The sequence below is a fragment of the Anaerobacillus sp. ABR4_321 genome (assembly GCF_056158505.1).
The window spans coordinates 3,653,511-3,671,681 of sequence record NZ_JBSWTK010000001.1; the positions used below are offsets into that span (position 1 = coordinate 3,653,511).

General features: G+C 43.9%; 21 protein-coding genes. 4 read left to right on the forward strand and 17 right to left on the reverse strand.

The window, feature by feature from the left end; genetic code table 11:
- Positions 1 to 262: 262 nt before the first annotated feature.
- From ACXADT_RS19200 to fbp, 9 genes are all read right to left on the reverse strand, one after another.
- Positions 263 to 1,033 carry a TerC family protein gene (locus ACXADT_RS19200; RefSeq protein ID WP_474813253.1) on the reverse strand — a complete coding sequence of 257 codons (771 nt, stop codon included), beginning with the start codon at positions 1,031 to 1,033 and terminating at the stop codon, positions 263 to 265.
- Between the two features lie 172 nt (positions 1,034 to 1,205).
- Entirely contained in the window at positions 1,206 to 2,126 is a 921-nt protein-coding gene (locus tag ACXADT_RS19205; RefSeq protein WP_474832401.1) for a DUF6843 domain-containing protein, read from the reverse strand.
- A 234-nt stretch (positions 2,127 to 2,360) separates the two neighbouring features.
- Positions 2,361 to 2,837 carry a GyrI-like domain-containing protein gene (locus ACXADT_RS19210; RefSeq protein WP_474832402.1) on the reverse strand — a complete coding sequence of 159 codons (477 nt, stop codon included), beginning with the start codon at positions 2,835 to 2,837 and terminating at the stop codon, positions 2,361 to 2,363.
- A gap of 27 nt (positions 2,838 to 2,864) precedes the next feature.
- Positions 2,865 to 3,572, reverse strand: a complete 708-nt coding sequence (locus tag ACXADT_RS19215; protein WP_474832403.1) for a DNA alkylation repair protein — start codon at positions 3,570 to 3,572, stop codon at positions 2,865 to 2,867.
- A 27-nt stretch (positions 3,573 to 3,599) separates the two neighbouring features.
- On the reverse strand, positions 3,600 to 3,971 hold the full coding sequence (locus ACXADT_RS19220; RefSeq protein WP_474832404.1) for a nuclear transport factor 2 family protein: 372 nt from the start codon (positions 3,969 to 3,971) through the stop codon (positions 3,600 to 3,602).
- Positions 3,972 to 3,993: 22 nt separating this feature from the next.
- Positions 3,994 to 4,524: a DinB family protein gene (locus ACXADT_RS19225; RefSeq protein WP_270181078.1), complete on the reverse strand. Its 531-nt coding sequence runs from the start codon at positions 4,522 to 4,524 to the stop codon at positions 3,994 to 3,996.
- A gap of 72 nt (positions 4,525 to 4,596) precedes the next feature.
- Positions 4,597 to 6,054, reverse strand: a complete 1,458-nt coding sequence (locus ACXADT_RS19230; protein ID WP_270181077.1) for a CoA-acylating methylmalonate-semialdehyde dehydrogenase — start codon at positions 6,052 to 6,054, stop codon at positions 4,597 to 4,599.
- Between the two features lie 19 nt (positions 6,055 to 6,073).
- Positions 6,074 to 7,261 (reverse strand): iron-containing alcohol dehydrogenase, encoded by a 1,188-nt coding sequence (locus ACXADT_RS19235; RefSeq protein WP_474832405.1) that lies wholly within the window; start codon positions 7,259 to 7,261, stop codon positions 6,074 to 6,076.
- A 190-nt stretch (positions 7,262 to 7,451) separates the two neighbouring features.
- Positions 7,452 to 9,380 (reverse strand): fructose-1,6-bisphosphatase, encoded by a 1,929-nt coding sequence (gene fbp / locus ACXADT_RS19240; protein ID WP_474832406.1) that lies wholly within the window; start codon positions 9,378 to 9,380, stop codon positions 7,452 to 7,454.
- 224 nt (positions 9,381 to 9,604) lie between these two features.
- On the opposite strand from fbp, the gene ACXADT_RS19245 reads away from it, so the two are divergent.
- Together ACXADT_RS19245 and ACXADT_RS19250 are read left to right on the forward strand one after the other, a co-directional pair.
- Positions 9,605 to 10,459: a dimethylarginine dimethylaminohydrolase family protein gene (locus tag ACXADT_RS19245; protein ID WP_474832407.1), complete on the forward strand. Its 855-nt coding sequence runs from the start codon at positions 9,605 to 9,607 to the stop codon at positions 10,457 to 10,459.
- A gap of 26 nt (positions 10,460 to 10,485) precedes the next feature.
- Entirely contained in the window at positions 10,486 to 11,220 is a 735-nt protein-coding gene (locus ACXADT_RS19250) for a YqcI/YcgG family protein (RefSeq protein ID WP_474832408.1), read from the forward strand.
- 216 nt (positions 11,221 to 11,436) lie between these two features.
- Here the strand turns inward: ACXADT_RS19250 and ACXADT_RS19255 are convergent, their stop codons facing one another.
- A complete protein-coding gene (locus ACXADT_RS19255) occupies positions 11,437 to 11,934 on the reverse strand; it encodes a cupin domain-containing protein (RefSeq protein WP_474832409.1) in 498 nt (165 codons plus the stop codon).
- 250 nt (positions 11,935 to 12,184) lie between these two features.
- On the opposite strand from ACXADT_RS19255, the gene ACXADT_RS19260 reads away from it, so the two are divergent.
- Positions 12,185 to 13,240 (forward strand): AbrB family transcriptional regulator, encoded by a 1,056-nt coding sequence (locus ACXADT_RS19260; RefSeq protein ID WP_474832410.1) that lies wholly within the window; start codon positions 12,185 to 12,187, stop codon positions 13,238 to 13,240.
- Positions 13,241 to 13,356: 116 nt separating this feature from the next.
- Here the strand turns inward: ACXADT_RS19260 and ACXADT_RS19265 are convergent, their stop codons facing one another.
- Together ACXADT_RS19265 and ACXADT_RS19270 are read right to left on the reverse strand one after the other, a co-directional pair.
- Positions 13,357 to 13,557: a hypothetical protein gene (locus ACXADT_RS19265; protein ID WP_474832411.1), complete on the reverse strand. Its 201-nt coding sequence runs from the start codon at positions 13,555 to 13,557 to the stop codon at positions 13,357 to 13,359.
- Positions 13,558 to 13,600: 43 nt separating this feature from the next.
- Positions 13,601 to 14,758 (reverse strand): tetratricopeptide repeat protein, encoded by a 1,158-nt coding sequence (locus ACXADT_RS19270; RefSeq protein WP_474832412.1) that lies wholly within the window; start codon positions 14,756 to 14,758, stop codon positions 13,601 to 13,603.
- 263 nt (positions 14,759 to 15,021) lie between these two features.
- Between ACXADT_RS19270 and ACXADT_RS19275 the strand changes: the two genes are divergently transcribed.
- Positions 15,022 to 15,375: a hypothetical protein gene (locus tag ACXADT_RS19275; RefSeq protein WP_474832413.1), complete on the forward strand. Its 354-nt coding sequence runs from the start codon at positions 15,022 to 15,024 to the stop codon at positions 15,373 to 15,375.
- A gap of 178 nt (positions 15,376 to 15,553) precedes the next feature.
- On the opposite strand, the gene ACXADT_RS19280 is transcribed toward ACXADT_RS19275, so the two are convergent.
- The 5 genes from ACXADT_RS19280 to ACXADT_RS19300 all read right to left on the reverse strand — a co-directional run bounded on the left by ACXADT_RS19280 (position 15,554) and on the right by ACXADT_RS19300 (position 18,104).
- Complete coding sequence (locus ACXADT_RS19280; RefSeq protein ID WP_474832414.1) at positions 15,554 to 15,880, reverse strand: hypothetical protein; 327 nt, start codon at positions 15,878 to 15,880, stop codon at positions 15,554 to 15,556.
- Between the two features lie 39 nt (positions 15,881 to 15,919).
- Positions 15,920 to 16,210 carry a hypothetical protein gene (locus ACXADT_RS19285; RefSeq protein WP_474832415.1) on the reverse strand — a complete coding sequence of 97 codons (291 nt, stop codon included), beginning with the start codon at positions 16,208 to 16,210 and terminating at the stop codon, positions 15,920 to 15,922.
- 17 nt (positions 16,211 to 16,227) lie between these two features.
- The gene (locus tag ACXADT_RS19290) at positions 16,228 to 16,467 is read right to left on the reverse strand and encodes a hypothetical protein (RefSeq protein WP_270181064.1); all 240 of its coding nucleotides are present in this window, start codon (positions 16,465 to 16,467) and stop codon (positions 16,228 to 16,230) included.
- A 174-nt stretch (positions 16,468 to 16,641) separates the two neighbouring features.
- Positions 16,642 to 17,235 (reverse strand): NUDIX hydrolase N-terminal domain-containing protein, encoded by a 594-nt coding sequence (locus ACXADT_RS19295; protein ID WP_474832416.1) that lies wholly within the window; start codon positions 17,233 to 17,235, stop codon positions 16,642 to 16,644.
- Positions 17,236 to 17,279: 44 nt separating this feature from the next.
- Positions 17,280 to 18,104 carry a sugar nucleotide-binding protein gene (locus ACXADT_RS19300; protein WP_474832417.1) on the reverse strand — a complete coding sequence of 275 codons (825 nt, stop codon included), beginning with the start codon at positions 18,102 to 18,104 and terminating at the stop codon, positions 17,280 to 17,282.
- Positions 18,105 to 18,171 lie beyond the last annotated feature (67 nt).

The following is an 18,171-nucleotide window of genomic DNA, read 5'->3' on the forward strand; positions in this document are numbered from 1 at the left end:
CTGATAAAAGTGGTGTTTTCGCTGATATTGGTGGTCTTTTCGCTGATATAATTGAAATTTCGCTGATAAACTGAGAAAATTCGCTGATTTCGTCTTCGACCACTACGATCTATCAAATGCTCACCCACATTGATTTGGTTTTGCCGTCAGAAAGAACGACATTTTAGTAACTTTCCTCTACCACCATTAAGAATCCATGAAAAAGAGCTAAGGTATCTCCTCTTCACGAGAAAACCTTAGCTCAATCAAACGCACTATACAGTTATGTGGACTCTTCCTGAGCTGACTCTTTTGTAGGTGAAAACCACCCGATCAGGGCGATCGCGACTAATACTCCATAGAAAATCAGCGTCCAAAGTAGACTATGTGGGAAGTGATGATCGATGACCCCAATATCTTTGTGTGCAAGAGTAATGATGGCAAGTTTGACACCAACCCATGCAACGATCGCATATGCCGTTGTTTCAAGTGCAGGACGTTTTGTAAGAAGCTTTACGAACCACGTTGCAGCAAACTTAATAAGGATTAGTCCTGCGATACCGCCGATCAAGACAACGGTAAACTGTCCGCCGTCCATTCCACCAAAGTCGCCTAGAGGGGAATCTGGTAGACCGAGTGCGATCGCAACCGCAGCTAGGATCGAATCGATTGCAAATGCGAGGTCAGCGAGTGCAATCTTCCCAACTGTCGGCCAAAAGCCTTTTCCAGCCGCTTTCTCTTCTTCTTCTTTAGAAGGCGGTTCATGCTTAATACGAGCCTTGATAATATGTTTTAACCCTAAGTAAAGAAGATAAGCGGCACCGATTGCTTGTATCTGCCATACGTTTGCGATAAATGAGATTGCAAAGAGTGCACCAAATCGAAATACAAACGCCATGATGATTCCATAATTGATCGCCTTTTTCTTCTCATCTTCTGGTAAGTGCTTGGCGATTACAGCGAGTACGAGCGCATTGTCTGCAGATAGCAGCCCTTCTAATCCGATCAGGATTAATAATGCCCACCCATACTCTAGCCAAATTGTTGATTCCATTTCGTTCTCTCCTTCCACAATCAAAGGTGTGCTGAGTTTAGATTCTCCTATTAAACCATAGACAATTCCATTTAGTCTTCTTTAATGGCTTTAGGGAACGTAAGCATCCTCTTATGTATTACTCCAACCTTCTTTAAGTTTAAATTTTAAAATTGGAATATGTATCGGTGTCTTACTCCTCTTCCGTAAACAACTCACTCATAATCTTTTCTTCCTGCCGTTCATAAACTTCACTACCATATCTCATGAAATCAAATCCACAGTAAGTTTGCGTCACTTGTAAAATTTCATATTCTGCATTCTCTTCATATGGACCGACATCCCCCGCTATTCCACGATAAATGCATTCTTCATCAATAGCTGTTCGCTCACCTTTTTCATCGGAATAATAGTAAGTATCGGTTACTTCTCCTTCCGTTCTAACAGATGATGTTCTTGCCTCTGCATATTGAACCGCATCTCCTACATACGTGTAGACCTGTTCTGCTATATGTAACGAAACTACGTCTCGATCGTTCTCTTTTTTAAGCTCTTCTTCACCAGGCATATTGTATAAAACCACGATCGTCCCTTCGTATCCTTCAGGAATCACGTACGTTCTGTTCGTTTTTTCTGTTGTGTGTAGTTGAGAAACTGGCGTTTTTTCTGCTATTTCGAGTTTCGGAAGCTCCCATATACCAAATAGCAATGCGAAAAATACAAGAGCATTACCTATTGCTATCTTCACTCGAAAAGTTCGAAGCTTCCGATGTTGCCACTCTTCCGCTATGAAGAAAAACACGGCTGCTATAACTGCAAATAAATACAACCCTTGGATTGCCACAAATGTAACAACTGCCATGGACAAATGAATAAATGCCGCTATGATGAAGCGAAACGACGGGACTTTGTTTGAAACCCAATCAGATAAAAAGGAGACAGGGATACCATAGACGAAGTTGCCTATCGCCGTTAGTACCATAACCATCATCACAAATCCAAAATCACCAATACTGGGCATGCGCCCCTCATCAAAGGTTCCAAGGATCAACCATGCCGTTCCTATAAGTAAAGTAGAAAATAACGCTGATAATACCTTAGTCTTTACCCTCATCTTCCTCCCCCATAACCTAGAACTATCATGTGAATTACTTCACATTGATTGTATCATAAATAGAAAAGGTTTCCATTAAAAAATTGGAGCCAAAGAAAGAGGAAAAAAGTCGTTCAGAATAAGTGAAAACTGGAGCGCTTGGATGTAAGCACTCCAGTTTTAGCTTTGAATTTTAGTAAAATCCTTCACGAAATTTTCAGGTCGCCTATCGCATCTGAACCCGTTTATCGGATATTAGCGCACCGGATCACAAAGCTCTACGACATCCTCATCTTCCGTCCACTTTGAATACAGTTCCAGCGTCCATTTTTCCGGAACCCTTTTATAACCATTCTCATCGATCCATTCATGCAAATGAGAATAAACTTTGAAAATGTCAGATGCATGCCCGTTAAACGTTAGAACAGCACGTTTTTCTTTCGGAACAGTAAGCGAAACCATGTCTTCCGGAATGTCTTCATGCTCCTCTACTTCAAAACAAACCCAATAGCCATCATCTTCTGTAGATTCCGCCGCCTTAAAGGCACCGATGAGCTTCACCGGTTGAACGAGATGCTTGATCTCATTTTTTCTACGAACGAGTAACTGCGAGGCTTTAGGAATCTCTTCCGCATATCCAGCCATATCTTTGCACACAACCCGAAAACCGACCAGCTTCTTTTCATCGATTTCTTCTACACCCTTGACCTTCACCGCATCGAGCTTTTCCATGTGTATCCCACCTCGTAGCGTATTGTATTAACACCTTACATATTTTCGCTTAAACCCAACCTTCCCATGGTCGACTTGTTTTTGAATCGTTTCAGAAGCATTCAAGATGCTGCTCTTTTTCTTGTCACGCTTCATCTCAACCGGTCCAACTGCTTTCGCAACCTCGACCGCCTTGTCGTGAAGTGGCACGTAGGAGATGCCTACAGTCGAAATAAAATTGTTCATCGATGCCTTTGTCCGTTCTGGCGCGTCATGAATGGATTCTGCTGCTTGATCAAGCATCTTCGAAAGCTTATCCGTGTCGAACTCCTCATCCTTCCGATTTCCAAGCAGCCAGCAGTAGCAGCTCCAGCCGGCAGACATCTTCAGGTCTTCCCCACTCGCGATCCATTTGTCACTAACCTGTTGCGCGATTTCTGTTTCCGCTAACGTGACGGCAACAACATAGTCGGAAATCATATAAAAATACGCATCGTCGATCCACCGCTCAAAATCTGCTTCCGTCATCGCTTCTGGTTCAGCGATAATTCCTGCAAAATACATCGCATCGTAGTTCCCAGTCGCATAAAGCTGCTCAGCAAGCTCTTGATCTTGCTTAATCTTTTTCGCGATCGGTTTCATTTGCCCAGTAGCCACACCAAAAACAGGCTCGTGCGCACCGCTTGAAATGTACATTTTCTTTGTACGTTCCTTACCAAGCGCTTCTAATTCATGCATGACCGTTTGTGCATCCATGCTTAACACACTCCTTTTTTTGACGGTCTAGAAAGCACCATTTTCGTTTGGAGAATCCTCTGGCACTGCTTGACCGATATCCCATGCTTCTACAACACGACCATCTTGAAAACGGAAGAGATGAACAACAGCGGCACCGAGGTCTTCAGGGTGTTGTTTAATATGGGAATGAACGGCAACGACGTCTCCGTCCTCGATCACATGCTTCACGTCAAACACTTTTTCAGGTGCTGCTTCATCATTCTCTTCCATCGCGGCCATCAATGATTCGCGATCACCTTTAAAATAAGGATTATGGTGGATAAAGTCCTCTGCTATGTACTTGTCAAACGCGACTCTGACCTCGCCTGCCACAACGTGTTCTAGTAACGATACTGCTTTTTCTTTATTGGATTGCATTTTCTTCTCATCCTTTCGTTGTTCAATGATGGTCTTTCTTCAACACACCTAAATACGCTTCCCACGGACCAACATCTTCACGATAGCGTTCTGCCATCACGCGCACGATTTGCGAGATATGCGTTAAATCGTGTACGACCCAGGTGGAAAGCAGTTCTCTTAGCTTTACTTCACCGAATGCAGGATGGTTTCCTGTTAGTTCAAACTGTGCGTCAGATTTAATCAGACCGATCACGATCAGAACGTTTTGTGCTCTAAGTCGTTTAAACGCTGCGAGCTTTTGATCGATCGAGCTATCCGATGCCTTACTTAAGTGAGCATCACGATCGAAAGGAGGAAAATCTTTATTTTCACTTTCCACAATCGTCCGTAACCTCGGAATCCAGTTCGTTTTCTCACACTCGATCAAATGATCGATCACTTGTGACGTGCTCCACGTGCCTTCTCCTTCATTGCACGTTAACCATCCTTCTGATAATCCAGAAAGAAAGCTCTCCAACGTTTTTGGCGTTCGTTCAAGCATCCCGATCGCTTCTTTAAGATTAAAATCCATCTGCTGTCTCCCCCATCCCGATAAAAAGTGTAGAGAAGCGTTTGCTCCTCTACACCGTTCTTTTTTAAACTCTTACCATCTAGCTGTTAGCATTTTACGTCTCGTATAAAACTCTACCCCGTCAGACCCGTTCGCATGAAGATCTCCGTAGAAGGAATTCTTCCATCCAGAGAACGGGAAGAACGCCATCGGTGCAGGTACGCCGATGTTCACACCAAGCATGCCGACTTCAATTTTCTCACGGAACGTGCGAACATTGCTACCGTTCTGAGTAAAGAGGCATGCGCCGTTTCCGAAGTCTGATTCATTCGTTAGTGCGATCGCGTCTTCAAGACTCTTCACGCGCACGATTGAAAGCACCGGCGCGAAGATTTCGTCTTTCCAAATTTTCATAGAAGATGTCACGTTATCGAAAATAGTCGGTCCGATGAAGTAGCCGCCATCATGATACGCTTCATCTTTTCGACCGTCGCGCACGAGTGTTGCGCCTTCCTTCTCACCGTGCTCGATGTAGCTTTCCGTTCTCTGTTTATGTTCTTGTCGAATGACTGGACCGAGGAACACGTCGTCTTCAAGTCCATTCCCGATCTTGATTTCGTCCGCTTTTTCATTCAGCTTTTGAATGAGTGGATCTGCCACGTCATCAACTGCAACAACGACAGAGCATGCCATGCAGCGCTCACCTGCTGAGCCGTAAGACGCTGCGATGATTTCTTTTACCGCGCTATCAAGATCCGCATCAGGCATCACGATGGAATGGTTTTTCGCACCCGCGAGTGCTTGGACACGTTTACCGTGAGAAGATGCCGTCTTATACACATACTCCGCAACTGGCTGAGATCCTACAAAGGAAATGGCAGGCACATCTTTATGCTCAAGAAGCCCGTTCACAACATCATGTGCACCGTGGACGATGTTCAAGACACCATCAGGTAACCCCGCTTCTTTAAAAAGCTCTGCGAGTCGGTTCGCGAGCAGCGGCGTGCGTTCTGATGGCTTCAGGACGAACGTATTCCCCATTGCAATCGCAAGTGGAAACATCCAGCATGGCACCATCATCGGGAAGTTGAACGGCGTGATGCCGCCGACTACTCCGACTGGGTAGCGATACATCCCCGATTCGAGGTTCGTCGCGATATCAGGAAGCTGTTTTCCCATCATCAAACTCGGCGCGCCAGCTGCGAACTCAACGCACTCGATGCCTCGCTGAACTTCTCCATACGCTTCTTTATAGCTTTTCCCATTTTCTTCTGTGATCAGTTTCGCTAGCTCATCCCAGTGATCGACGAGAAGCTGCTGGTATTTAAAAAGAATACGCGCTCGTTTTGGAACAGGAACTTGACTCCACGACTTGTAGGCGTCCTTCGCTACCTGAACGGCCCACTCTACGTCAGCTTTCGTTGAGATTGGAACTTGAGCGATCTCTTCACCCGTCGCAGGGTTTGGAACAGGCTGAAACTGATCCGTTTTTGCATCTACCCATTCACCGTCTATATAGTTCTTTAGTACGTTTGTCGCTGTCGTCGTCATGTTTCGATCTCCCTTCGTTTTAGCGCGTTATTTTTTCTAATCGATAGTCATAGCACATCGTATACAGATTTTCTAACTCTTCTTGAGAAGGCAGGCGCGGGTTATTTTGAGGACTGCCGCTATCGAGCGCATCCATCGCCATCTTTGGAATCGCCTTTTTAAACGCCCCTTCATCGATTCCCCACTCTTTCAAGTTCGGAATCTCAAGCGTCGAACAGAGCTCTTTCACGGATTTCACGGCGATCTCGGCTGCTTCGCTGTCTGAACGTGCTTCATCAGGCTTAAAAATACGACCAAGATCAGCCAGTCGATCGGTACAAAGGTCTTTGCTGAATTCGAGCACGGCTGGCAGCAGCATGGCATTCGAATAGCCGTGCGGCACATGAAAAAGCGCTCCGATCGGACGAGACATCCCGTGCACGAGGCAAACGGATGCATTCGTAAACGCCATCCCAGCTTGGAGTGCCCCGAGACTCATCGCTTCACGAGCATCAAGATTGTTTCCATCACGGTAGGCGGTTACGATGTTTTCGACAAGCAGTTTCATAGCCGAAAGCGCGATCGTATCCGTCATTGGGTGCGCACGCTTTGAAAGATACGCTTCGATCGCATGACTGAGTGCATCGACGCCCGTTGCGGCAGTTACGTGTGCTGGGGACGATACGGTTAAAAGCGGATCCACGATCGCAACGTCCGGCATGAACGCAGGCTGTTTCATCATCATCTTCACATCATCCGACGTGTTTGTGATGACCGTGACGTCCGTTGCTTCTGACCCCGTTCCTGCTGTCGTTGGAATCGCAATATGCGCTAGCGGCGCTTTCTTGGCAGATGTGCGATTGGCTCTGTAGTCCCCTATGTATCCTCCGTTCGTCGCAAGAACCGCGATCGCTTTTGCCGTGTCGATACAGCTTCCCCCACCGATTGAAAGAACGAGGTCACATGCGGTGTTCTTCAGTTTTTCAAGAGATTCACTCACATAGAGATCTGTCGGCTCAGATTCCACGCCCGTATACGTTTCGCTCTCGATCCCTTCCTTCTTAAGCAGTTCCTGACATTCATCCACATATCCGAGTTTCAGCATAACCTCGTCCGTTACAATGAGGGCTTTCCGTCCTTTCAAGGCAGCTTGTACGCCAACTTGTTGGAAAGACTTCCTCCCATATAGGATCGTCTGAGGTGTACGAAAAACAGCAAAATGTTCCACAACATCTCTCCTTTTTTCTACCAAAAGTAAGACCGTTCTGGATGCGCTAGAATCTCTGTAAAGTCTCGCCTTACTATCTTCTTGATAAAGAGATGTCATTCCTACTTAATCAGAAAATTTAGACGAAAGAAGGAAAGATGTCAACCGTTTCCCTAAAAAAAGAACCGCAGACGTAATCTGCGGGGTATTTTCAATCGATGTAGCGGTATTCCATCAAGCTGTTTAAAATCTGAAGCTCTTGCAGCAGTGCTTCTCCAACGTTCGTTTCGAGAACCTTCTTCCGCTCAAGCTCTTTATCGACTAGTCTCCTAACGGATAAAACATCCGCCCCATTTAAGAGGACTTCTTCTTTTGAATTAAAATGCTTATGAGCGACGAGCTGCATGCCGAAGGAGTTATAAAGTAACGTGTATCCAGCGATCCCCGTGGTCGATTGATACGCTTTCGAGAAGCCTCCGTCGATCACGACCATCTTCCCGTTCGCCTTCACCGGATTTTCCCCTTCGATTTCTTTTACCGGCGTATGGCCGTTAATGATATGGCCTTGATCAGGATTAAGGTCAAATTCAGCGAGAAGCTTTCGGCACGTTTCTTCTTCTTCTCGTAAATAGTAGTAAGGGTTTTTCTTCTCTTTATGAGATTTTTTATCTTGAATAAAGTAACGCTCGAACGTCGTCATCTCACGTTTTCCAAAGAGTGACGAATACTCGCCTGTCCATAAATACCACACCATGTCTGTTGCGAGATCATCCGTTTTCTCAGGGTGCGCGTATGCTTCACGAAGATATCGTTCAAATACATCGAGCAAATCACGCCCTGCGTACGATTCCCCTTCGATCACCATGCTCTCCATGTTTCCTTCTTCATCAAGCGGAATGCACCCGTGGATCAAGAGATTGCCGTTGTATTTCAAATAAAGGCTTCCTTTTTTCATAAGAAACTTCATGTGTCGCGCGAGCTTTTCAGAATGCTGAACAGAAAATAGGAGCTTGTCCATCACTTCTTGTTCTTCCTCTAAAAGTTTCTCCGGCTGTTCAGGGTCGATCGTATTAAAACACGTATTTTCAAGGTCGTACGTTTTCCCGTGAATCGTGATCGTACTGTTCTCATGATCGATCTTCTCAAGCAAGAGGCGCTCTGACATATTGAAGTTCGGTCGTCTCTTGATGATTGGGCTTTCGAGCTTAAATTGAATCATTGCAATCGCCTGGTGAATCTTCGTGATTTGCAGCAGCTCATCTTCTGACGTTTTATCGTCTTTGTCGACTTTCGGTCTGAATGCCGGGTTGTCACCATAGTACTTCTCCGCAAGGTTCAAGAGCGGACGAAGGTTGATGCCGTACGCGTCCTCGATGATCTCGAGGTTGTTGTATCGGGCACAAATTCGGATGATGTTCGCGAGGCAAACCTTTGAGCCGGCAAACGCCCCTACCCAGAGGACGTCGTGATTTCCCCACTGAATGTCGACGGAATGGTAGTTGATGAGCGTCTCCATGATCTTATCAGGCTCCGGTCCACGATCATAAATATCGCCAACAACATGAAGGTGATCGACGACAAGTCTTTGGGTCGTGTAAGATAGCCCGATGATGAGCTTGTCCGCCTGACCGAGCGAGATCACCTGTTGTAGAATCTTCTGATAGTACGGTTCCTTATTCGCATCGTCCGATTTATAAAGCAATTCCTCAATCACGTACACGAACTGTGCGGGCAGCGCTTTTCGCAGCTTCGAACGCGTATATTTTGAAGAAGCATAGGAAATCAGCTTGAACATTCTCTGAATCGTATCGTTATACCACTCGTTCAGCTCTTTATCGTTATCGAACGAATTCTTGATAAGCTTAATTTTTTCTTCAGGATAATAAACGAGGGTAGCGAATTCATTCAACTCTTCTTCAGATAGTTCCTCTTTAAAAAGGTCGGAGATTTTCTCCTTCACTTTCCCCGATCCGTTTCGTAACACATGTTGAAAGGCTTGGTACTCCCCATGTAAATCACTCACAAAGTGCTCTGTCCCCTTCGGCAGGTTTAAAATGGCCTTCAGGTTGATGATTTCTGTTACGACTTTTTCTTCACTATCATACTTCTGAGCTAGCAGATCTAAGTATTTCGTGTTCACGATGATGTAACCCCTTTCAAAATCAGTTACGAATGATGTAAGTCCTCTCTCTATTATAAGAGAAAACGTTTTTGAAATTAAACCCTCTTTGCAACAAAAGGGAATCCAACATTCTCCATCATCAAAAATCTCCTAATTTATCGTTCTAGCGAATTCCATTCGATAGGTTTTACAGATATTTACTAGGGGAATAGGGGACTAAATGTGCGATGGAGGTTTATGAGATGAATACAATAACAGCCAACAAAAGCGTGCGATGCGCTACAGAATACGATGCACTAAACCATGTGCTTGTTGTGAAGCCCTCATTTATGAAGATCACTGAAATCATAAATGAAACGCAGAAACACTATGAAAAAAGCAACATCAACGTGCCGCTCGCACTAAAGCAGCATGAGAACTTCGTCTCGACCTTAAAAGAAAACGGCGTGAACGTAAGCGAACTTCCGACCGACCCTCACCTTCCTGAACAAGTGTTCACGAGAGACATCGGGTTCACGATCAACGATGAACTGTTCGTCGGAACGATGAATGAGCGAGTACGCCGCTCTGAAACAAACATTTTGAAAACATGGCTCAGCGATCGAGGAATTGGTTTTCAAGAAGGACTACCTGGTTCAATTGAAGGCGGCGATGTCGTTGTTGATGGTTCAACGATCTGGATCGGTGTAAGCGGTCGTACGACGAAGGGTGCGATCGATGAGTTACAGCGAAGACTGCCAACGTATCGTATCGAAGCGATTCAACTGACGGAAGACATCCTTCACCTTGATTGTGTCTTTAATATCGTTTCAAAAGATACTGCGCTCGTGTACCGTGAAGCTTTTACAAAAGAAGGATTGAAGAAAATCTCAGCTCGCTTCCCATCACTCATCGAAGTGACAAAAGAGGAGCAGTTCGAGATGGGTCCAAACGTGCTCTCGATCGGAAACGATCATATCGTGAGCCTTCCGCAAAACGAGCGATTGAATGCGATTCTTCGTTCAAAAGGCTTTCACGTCATAACCGTTGATTTCTCAGAAATCATCAAATCAGGCGGTTCATTTCGCTGTTGTACCTTACCGCTTGTTCGTCGTTAATTATACAGCCCAAAGGAGACCGAACGATGTTAAAAACAAAAAGCCCTCATTTACTTACGAAAGAAGACATGGAGAATGGCGAGAACCTGCCTGACTGGCTGATCAACGAATACCAGACGTTCAAAGAAGTCGTGACCGACCCGACATTCCCATGCTTCTTTGGCAGAACTGGACAGAAAAAAGGAGAGTTAAGATACGCATATATCGAACATGATCACTGGGCGAACCTGCCTGAAGCGGTCGAAAGCTTTCTCAGCTTGTTCGAGGAACCTACGAAAGTGCGGCACGGCTTATTTATTTTCGTTGAGCCAGAAAGCAGTGAAAAGTCGATCGAGTATTATCGCTCGTATTTCTGGGACATTCTCCAGTATTTACATAGTCAGGACCGCTTCCCATGGCCAAGTGACGCACCAAAAGATCCCGATCACTACTTGTGGGATTTCCACTTCGCCGGACAGCCGATCTTCACTTTTGGAAATGCACCTGCATACAAGCAGCGAAAAACGAGAAATCTAGGGAACAGCTTGATTCTCGGCTTCCAACCACGTGCCATTTTCCAGGGTCTTGAAGGGACCGAGAAAGGCGGCATCATGTCCCGGGAAAAGGTACGCGCTCGCGTTGAGGCGTGGGATCAGTTACCGAAGCACCCTGATATCAGTCATTTCGGTGACCCTGACCATAACGAGTGGAAGCAATCGTTCATTGGGGACGACATCAAACCGATCGAAGGAAAGTGTCCTTTTCATCATAAAGCGGATTAATTCACAGCAAGCTTGGAAGCGCCATTCCAAGCTTTTTCTTTTACCTTCGTTACGTTAACGTATCAAATGTCAAAGTTCTCACATAATCGCTAGAATCGCTAAAAGCTGTGATAATGTATGAACCAAGGAGTCCCCCCAAACTCCTTCCCCCCTTAAATTATGATATAAAATGGTCCCCCTATACGATGTATAGGGGGACTCGTGTGTTACATCCTTTTACCCGTGGTCGTGCCCATACCCTTCTTCCATTTCAATCGCTTCGGCTTTTGTTCGATGAACCGTACCGAACGGATGGTTTGGAGGTGCGTAGATCGAATAAAGCTTGAGCGCATCTTTTCCTGTATTGATCACATTGTGCCACGTTCCTGCTGGAATGACGATCGCAAAATCATCGTAAACAGGTACTTCAAACGGCAGCTGATGTTTATTCATTCCCATTCTCACAAGTCCCTGCCCCTGTTCCACTCGTAGAAACTGGTCTACATCAGGATGCATTTCTAATCCGATGTCTTCCCCTACTCCAATACTCATCAACGTAATTTGAAAATAATCTCCAGTCCATAGTGCTGTACGGAACGTGTTATTTTTTAACGTTGCTTCATTGATATCCACCACGAACGGCTTCGGTCCATAATCTTGAATCTTTACTCTTCCTATTCCTTTTGAAGCTCGATCTTCGCTGAACGAACCTGAATCATAGGACATCCAACTCATTCCCTTCACAGTTTCTAAAACTATGCTATTCAGCGTGCTAGGGAATGTGCCTATGCGGGACATAGGGACAGGTACTTCGTCCCACCAATCAACAATATGAGCGGTTACTCCTTATGAAGAGGGACACGGAACCTGTCCCCATGTCCCAGCAGAAGCCCTCACCCATGAATTTTATACAAGTGCTGTGCTAAACTGTTTGAAATAAGCTTCGTGTTTTGAAAGAACTCTCATTTATTGAAGGTGCTCCTATATGATAAAACTTTTATTATTGATGATTGCGTTTGGCGTAGGATACTTGTTCGACTTGATGAGCATTCCAGCGGGGTGGTTACTCGGTGCGATGCTTGTCGGCGTGTACTACCGTCTCATGATCGATGAGATCTCCTACCCGAACCTTCTTTTCGACCTATCACTCGCTGTGATCGGCGTCAGTATTGGCATAAGTATAAAGGTATCCATGTTTACAGAGGTCGCAAGCTATCTGTTCCCACTAGCCGTTTCCCTCGTCATCCTTCTTGTTGCGAGCTGGGTTCTCGGAAAAGTGCTCGGGCGATATTCGAACCTTCATGCGAAGACAGCTCTCTTCTGCTGTCTCCCTGCAGGGGCTTCCGTCATGATGGCACTCAGTCGAGAGTACAAAGCAAACATGGGCATGGTCGCAGCCTTTCAAACAGTGCGAATCATGATGCTCGTTGCGACGATTCCGATCGTCGCTGGGTTTATGACTCCATATTTGAAGACGAAGGAAGTGGAATCGAGCGGGTTAAGTAAAGCTGTAGAAGGGGCGGCACCCATGTGGCTCGCTATGCTTTTTTATCTCCTACTCATAGTGGTGACGCTCGTACTGGCAAAGAAATGGCGAATTCCAATCGCACCGTTTCTCTACGCGATCGTTCTCTCCTTTATCTTTCATTCGTTCGTCCAGCCACTCCCTTCGATGCCGAACCTAGGTGTAGGACTTGGGATGGCGATGCTTGGTGTGATCATCGGCGTTCGGTTCGACCGTAAGTCTCTTTCAGATATCAAACAAATCGGATGGACAAGTCTCTGGATCCTCGTATCCTTTTTCTTTCTTACATTCGTCGTGACGTTCGTGTTCTATCTCATGACACCGCTCGACTTCATCACGAGCCTACTCGCGATCGTACCAGCAGGGGCACCGCAGATGGCATCCGTCGCCGCATCGCTAGACCTCGACGGAAGCGTCGTCGCTGCCATGCAGGTTATTCGACTGCTGATTCTTATTCTATTTATTCCAATGCTTGTTCCGTTTCTTGTGAGGCGGGAAGTAACCAGCGGGACGTAGGCGGCGCGGAGCGGGACTTAGGGACAGGTACCTTGTCCCATCAATCATTAAAAAATCCCACCCTCTGTGTTAGGGTGGGATTTTTTGTGCCGTACGATAGGTCCATTCACAGATGGCTACTGTTTACACTCAAACGAGTAACTATTCGTAAATTCATTATGAATCTCTAAGCTCACTTCCCCATCGATCTCATAGCACCTAGACGTTAGCAAACTGATCTCTTTACTATGAAAATAGTTTGACGTCAGGATAAGAAACGAAATGGACAGGGCGACTAAACCTGCTAAACTAACTCCTATTATGTATGTACGGTTCACGCTATCAATCCTTCTTTAAATATTAATCGTTATTCAGCCTTCTTTACGATCGACTCTCCAGCTCTTCTAACCACTTTTCTAATAAAGCTCTACTACTTGAATCGGTCAGTGCTAATCCGCGCTGTCCATACTCAATCGCTAAATCAGTATCACCCATGTTAGAAGCATATTCAGAGAGTGTTTTCCAATCACTGTATGATGAAGGTACATAGTTCAGCCTCTTCAGTCCAACCGAAATAGCAGCTTCCCAATTCTGTTCATCGATATATATTGTCTCAAGACTCGAATAGATAAAAGGCGCATCGTAGTAATAAGGACCTTTCGTTTCATCAAATTCTAGTAACTCTTTCTTGAGCCGGCTACGATCATATCCCTCATATAATTTAGCTGGTGTTTCTTCATAAATTTCTTCATTTTGAATTAAAAGCTTATGAACATCAGATAGAGGTTGCTGGGTATATTCCATAAACCTTTCCTCAAACGATCCTTGCTCCTCAGCAATAAGTTTAGAAACCACTTGCTCACCGTGGTCTTCTAATAGTTTCTCCACGATAAATTGCGCCATCACATATCGCTCACTGGCTCCTGGACCTTTCATGTCCATTTCTGCAACAGGCACAACATCCCAGCTCCCAATCGCTTCATAAAATGGAAGCGGAGCGAACCTGTGCGCGAAAGCTTCGGATACTCCTTCGTGAAACCAGTCTGGCAGATCCGTAATCGCCACTTCTTGTCCCAAGCTGTTCATCAAATAGAAATGAGCATATTCATGCGAAAGGGCGTGTACCCTTTCCTCTTTTGATAATTCCCCGTTAATGAGGATGATGTTGCTAAGTGGAAGATAAAGCCCATTGCGGTGCAGTAATATAGGATGAGGGAGCTTGCCCTGTTTTGTGAGTATGACTTCTAACTGAGGCAGATCGCTCTCGCCAAACCAGGCAACACCTAACTCCTGAAACCCTTCGATTTCCTCAGCTAGTTCATTCGCTACTTCTTTTTGCTCACTGTCATACGTCAGCTCCATGTTACCCTCTTCAAATGAAGGATCTTTAAAATGGTACAACTGTAATACAGCGTTTGATGTAACGTTGCCTAAGTATCCTTTAATCGGTGTGAACTCTATTATTCCTCTAATAACAAAAAATGTGACTGTCACGATAAGGATTTGAACAAAAATCTTCTTCATTTTCTTTCTTTTCAAAACTACCAATCTCCCAGCGCCATCGACAACGTATTTTATTCCAATTATTTCAAACCCTTCAAGACATTGCAAGGGACATCAGGGACAGGTACCTCGTCCCACCAAACGTATACTCCCTTGTGTATGAAGAAGGGTACCTCAACTATCGGTTACTAATCTATCCGTCGGGACACAGTACCTGTCCCCTTGTCCCTTTTGTCACGAACGCGTATCATAGAAACTAGCATCTACCGGAAAATTCCATCAAGAAATGAGGGTATGTAATGAGAGAATATCCACTAGAAACCATGGTTGAGATGGTGCTTGAACATTTCGAAATCAATACGATAGAAAACGAGCACTTTCGAATGAACACACTCAGGTACATGATCGAAGAAGGGCTGCTGGAAGACCTCCCGCATCTTGTAAAAGAAATCAAACGTCAGCGCGCCGAGATACTTATTGAACCGATGCGTTCTATTGATCCTGAAGCAGCCAAGCAAGTAGAACTATGGCTGCAATCGTGTAACTCTTTTTACGGAAGAGGTGATCTTCTTGTATTCGAACGCGCTCAGCATGACGGACTTCATAGCATACATAATAGTCCTAAGTCTTATCTTCACGATCCACATCTATAAAGAAAAAGTAAAAGAAAATAGAGAACGAATTGCAAGACTTGAAGAAGAGAATTCGAAATTAAGAGAAGCAGTTAGCTTTTACCATGATAAGGTTAGTCGAGAGTTTGATTGATGGTGATAGAAGCGAAAACAAAAACAGGAGCCCACATAGGCTCCTGTTTTACTATTTCTCTATCGATCATTCCGCAAACGAAATGGTAATCATCGCAATGTTCTCTATCGAAATATCCCCCATCTGTGTTGAAGTGATCGCTTCAAGCGGATTCTCGATCACGTCCCAATTCTCACTTACTTTTTCTAAGTAAACTGTGAGATCCTCTCTCGAAAAGTCATCCTGTAAACTCACTTCTGCCTCTGTCACAAACATCGTGTCGATCTTCCAGTATTGCTCAGACTTTATTAAGTGTCTAGAGATCACATGCTGGCTTAGAGGCTCAAGTACTTTAGAAAGAACGGCCAATGCATGATCCTGACTATCAGACACTGAGTGAACTCGTATAAACATTCTATTCTCCTTTGCGTCAAATTCTTCTTGGTAAATGAATCATTCAAGGTACACTCCTATTAAGAACAGAAAGTATACAATCGAGGAAGGCAGCGCAATGAAGATGATTATTCGCTTAATCCCTTTTGATAATTCATTAAATCTAAGATAAGTATCAATAGCTAAATAAATACATGAAAGTTGAATAACACCGATCATCACTATCCTGACTACATCTATTGAACTTAACGTTGTAAAGGGAACATTGAAATTCTCTCTAAGATAAATTCCTGATACACCAAACACTCCAGATAAAACAAAGAAATACATAAACATCTTAATCTTTTCCATTTTTCTCTCCAGCTTTTCTAAGATAAAAACACGCCAAGTGTAAAAATAAACGCAACGACGAACCCTAGTGTAAAGAGCAATACTCGTTTTACTTTTATCGACGAAAACTCAAAAAATAGATTAAAGATAAATTCAAAAAAACCATGAGAAAATCCCTCTGCCATATTCTCTATATCTTTTCTCTTACCGAATACTGAAAACCACATTAAAGCTATGCCAAGTAATGCAAGTAATGCTAGAAATACCTTTAACCACACTGATGTTATCCTCCGAGTTAAATTACCTAATTTGTGTTATACAATTGATTATCTCAGATCCTTACGATTCAGGTGTTGGTAAGTTAAGGTAGTTAACAACGTAGTTCATGAAAAAAAACGCTAATTTTCATTAGATCTTTGAATAGAGAATTTCGATAAGACATGAGACCTACTCTATTCCCACTTATACCCCATATACTCATACGCTTTTTTAGCCACTTCGAAATGATCGGCATGCCAATTTTCTACATCGAGCAGATGATGGTATTTAAGTTCTATGCTTTCTATAGATGTTCGAAGGTTTCCGTCCTGTATCTCACATATAAAAAGTGGATGATACGACGTATGAGGCTGACCAAAATCTTCTGGTTTTCTTGTAAAGATGCTAACTAGATCTTGGACTTTTACATTTAATCCTGTTTCTTCTAAGAACTCTCTTTTTAGTGATTCCTCGGGGCTCTCCCCCGCGTCACACCAACCGCCGATAATTCCCCAGGTTCCATCATCAGCACGACGTTCTAATAGTATTTTCTTGTCAGAGGAAAAGACGATACCGTTCACGCCAACTTTAGGTGTGATGTGTCCCAGTTCACTTTTAAACCTTTCTACTACGATACTTTCCTTAATTTCACTTATTTCAGAGTATTCTTCGCTTGCCAATTGCAATAGTTTTTCATATCTTTCAATATCATAAGGGTCTTTTGCATATCGTCTCCCCAATTGCGCAATTGAACGAACCTGTTCTAGTAATGAAAGTCTATTTTTCAATGGTAAACCTCACTTTCGGTTGAGAGTATATCAAACTCAGTTTTTTACATGCTACGGAAATTAGTTTGGAGGATCCCTTTCGCTTTTTGAGTATCTAAAGATGTATCTAACGCTAGGTGAGGGAACGCTTTCTGTGAAATTTCAACTGGGCTTAGGAGTCGATCATCCCACCCAAGCTGTTTCAGCCGTTTTTTAAAAAAGGTATAGTAACTTTCTTTATGTAATGGCCCAGCATGTAAAACTCCTTTAAATTCTATCTCGCAAAGCTCAACAACCGCACGAGCTAAATCATCCACATTAACGAACGTTCGATACACATTTTCCCATGCTTCAATCGGTTGATTTTCTTTTACTTTATCGATTAAGTTTAACGTTCGCTTCTCAAGGTAATCACGATTTCCGTATAGTGGTCCAGTTCTTAAAATTACGTGATTAGCATGATTAGTAAGAACTAAGTGTTCTCCAGCATATTTTCCGTTCACATAGTTAGCTAAAGCTGCTTCCTTTGGTAAAGTTCCTGTGGAATCATTTTCTGTGTATCCTCCTACGCCATCAACAAAAACGGCATCAGTTGAAAGAAAGATGAACTTTGTTTTCCCTTCTATCACTGATAACAAATTTTTAAGGCCTACATCGATTAACTGCATCTCTTCTTCAAAATTCATTAAAGACCAAACAACAACATCTGGATCAATGGTTTCAATGGCATGGGCAATCGATTCATTATTCGTGACATCGACTTGGATAATCGTAGATTGCTCATTTATCAACCTTGAGGTACCTACAACTGTGAAGCTATCGTTTTCTGAAGCCGCTTGGTAGATTCTCGAACCTAGAAACCCTGTAGCTCCTAATATGAATATCTTCATCTCTACCCTCCTTAACTGTTCCTAACATAAACTTCCCTGTAATTGAATAAAACGCTTGCTATTATTA

What these genes read in the sequence shown, in the direction of transcription:
- ACXADT_RS19200 (WP_474813253.1), bottom strand. Translation starts at nt 1,033, where the DNA reads ATGGAATCAACAATTTGGCTAGAGTATGGGTGGGCATTATTAATCCTG.
- ACXADT_RS19205 (WP_474832401.1), bottom strand. Translation starts at nt 2,126, where the DNA reads ATGAGGGTAAAGACTAAGGTATTATCAGCGTTATTTTCTACTTTACTT.
- ACXADT_RS19210 (WP_474832402.1), bottom strand. Translation starts at nt 2,837, where the DNA reads ATGGAAAAGCTCGATGCGGTGAAGGTCAAGGGTGTAGAAGAAATCGAT.
- ACXADT_RS19215 (WP_474832403.1), bottom strand. Translation starts at nt 3,572, where the DNA reads ATGGATGCACAAACGGTCATGCATGAATTAGAAGCGCTTGGTAAGGAA.
- ACXADT_RS19220 (WP_474832404.1), bottom strand. Translation starts at nt 3,971, where the DNA reads ATGCAATCCAATAAAGAAAAAGCAGTATCGTTACTAGAACACGTTGTG.
- ACXADT_RS19225 (WP_270181078.1), bottom strand. Translation starts at nt 4,524, where the DNA reads ATGGATTTTAATCTTAAAGAAGCGATCGGGATGCTTGAACGAACGCCA.
- ACXADT_RS19230 (WP_270181077.1), bottom strand. Translation starts at nt 6,054, where the DNA reads ATGACGACGACAGCGACAAACGTACTAAAGAACTATATAGACGGTGAA.
- ACXADT_RS19245 (WP_474832407.1), top strand. Translation starts at nt 9,605, where the DNA reads ATGAATACAATAACAGCCAACAAAAGCGTGCGATGCGCTACAGAATAC.
- ACXADT_RS19250 (WP_474832408.1), top strand. Translation starts at nt 10,486, where the DNA reads ATGTTAAAAACAAAAAGCCCTCATTTACTTACGAAAGAAGACATGGAG.
- ACXADT_RS19255 (WP_474832409.1), bottom strand. Translation starts at nt 11,934, where the DNA reads ATGAGTTGGATGTCCTATGATTCAGGTTCGTTCAGCGAAGATCGAGCT.
- ACXADT_RS19260 (WP_474832410.1), top strand. Translation starts at nt 12,185, where the DNA reads ATGATAAAACTTTTATTATTGATGATTGCGTTTGGCGTAGGATACTTG.
- ACXADT_RS19275 (WP_474832413.1), top strand. Translation starts at nt 15,022, where the DNA reads ATGAGAGAATATCCACTAGAAACCATGGTTGAGATGGTGCTTGAACAT.
- ACXADT_RS19280 (WP_474832414.1), bottom strand. Translation starts at nt 15,880, where the DNA reads ATGTTTATACGAGTTCACTCAGTGTCTGATAGTCAGGATCATGCATTG.
- ACXADT_RS19285 (WP_474832415.1), bottom strand. Translation starts at nt 16,210, where the DNA reads ATGGAAAAGATTAAGATGTTTATGTATTTCTTTGTTTTATCTGGAGTG.
- ACXADT_RS19300 (WP_474832417.1), bottom strand. Translation starts at nt 18,104, where the DNA reads ATGAAGATATTCATATTAGGAGCTACAGGGTTTCTAGGTTCGAGAATC.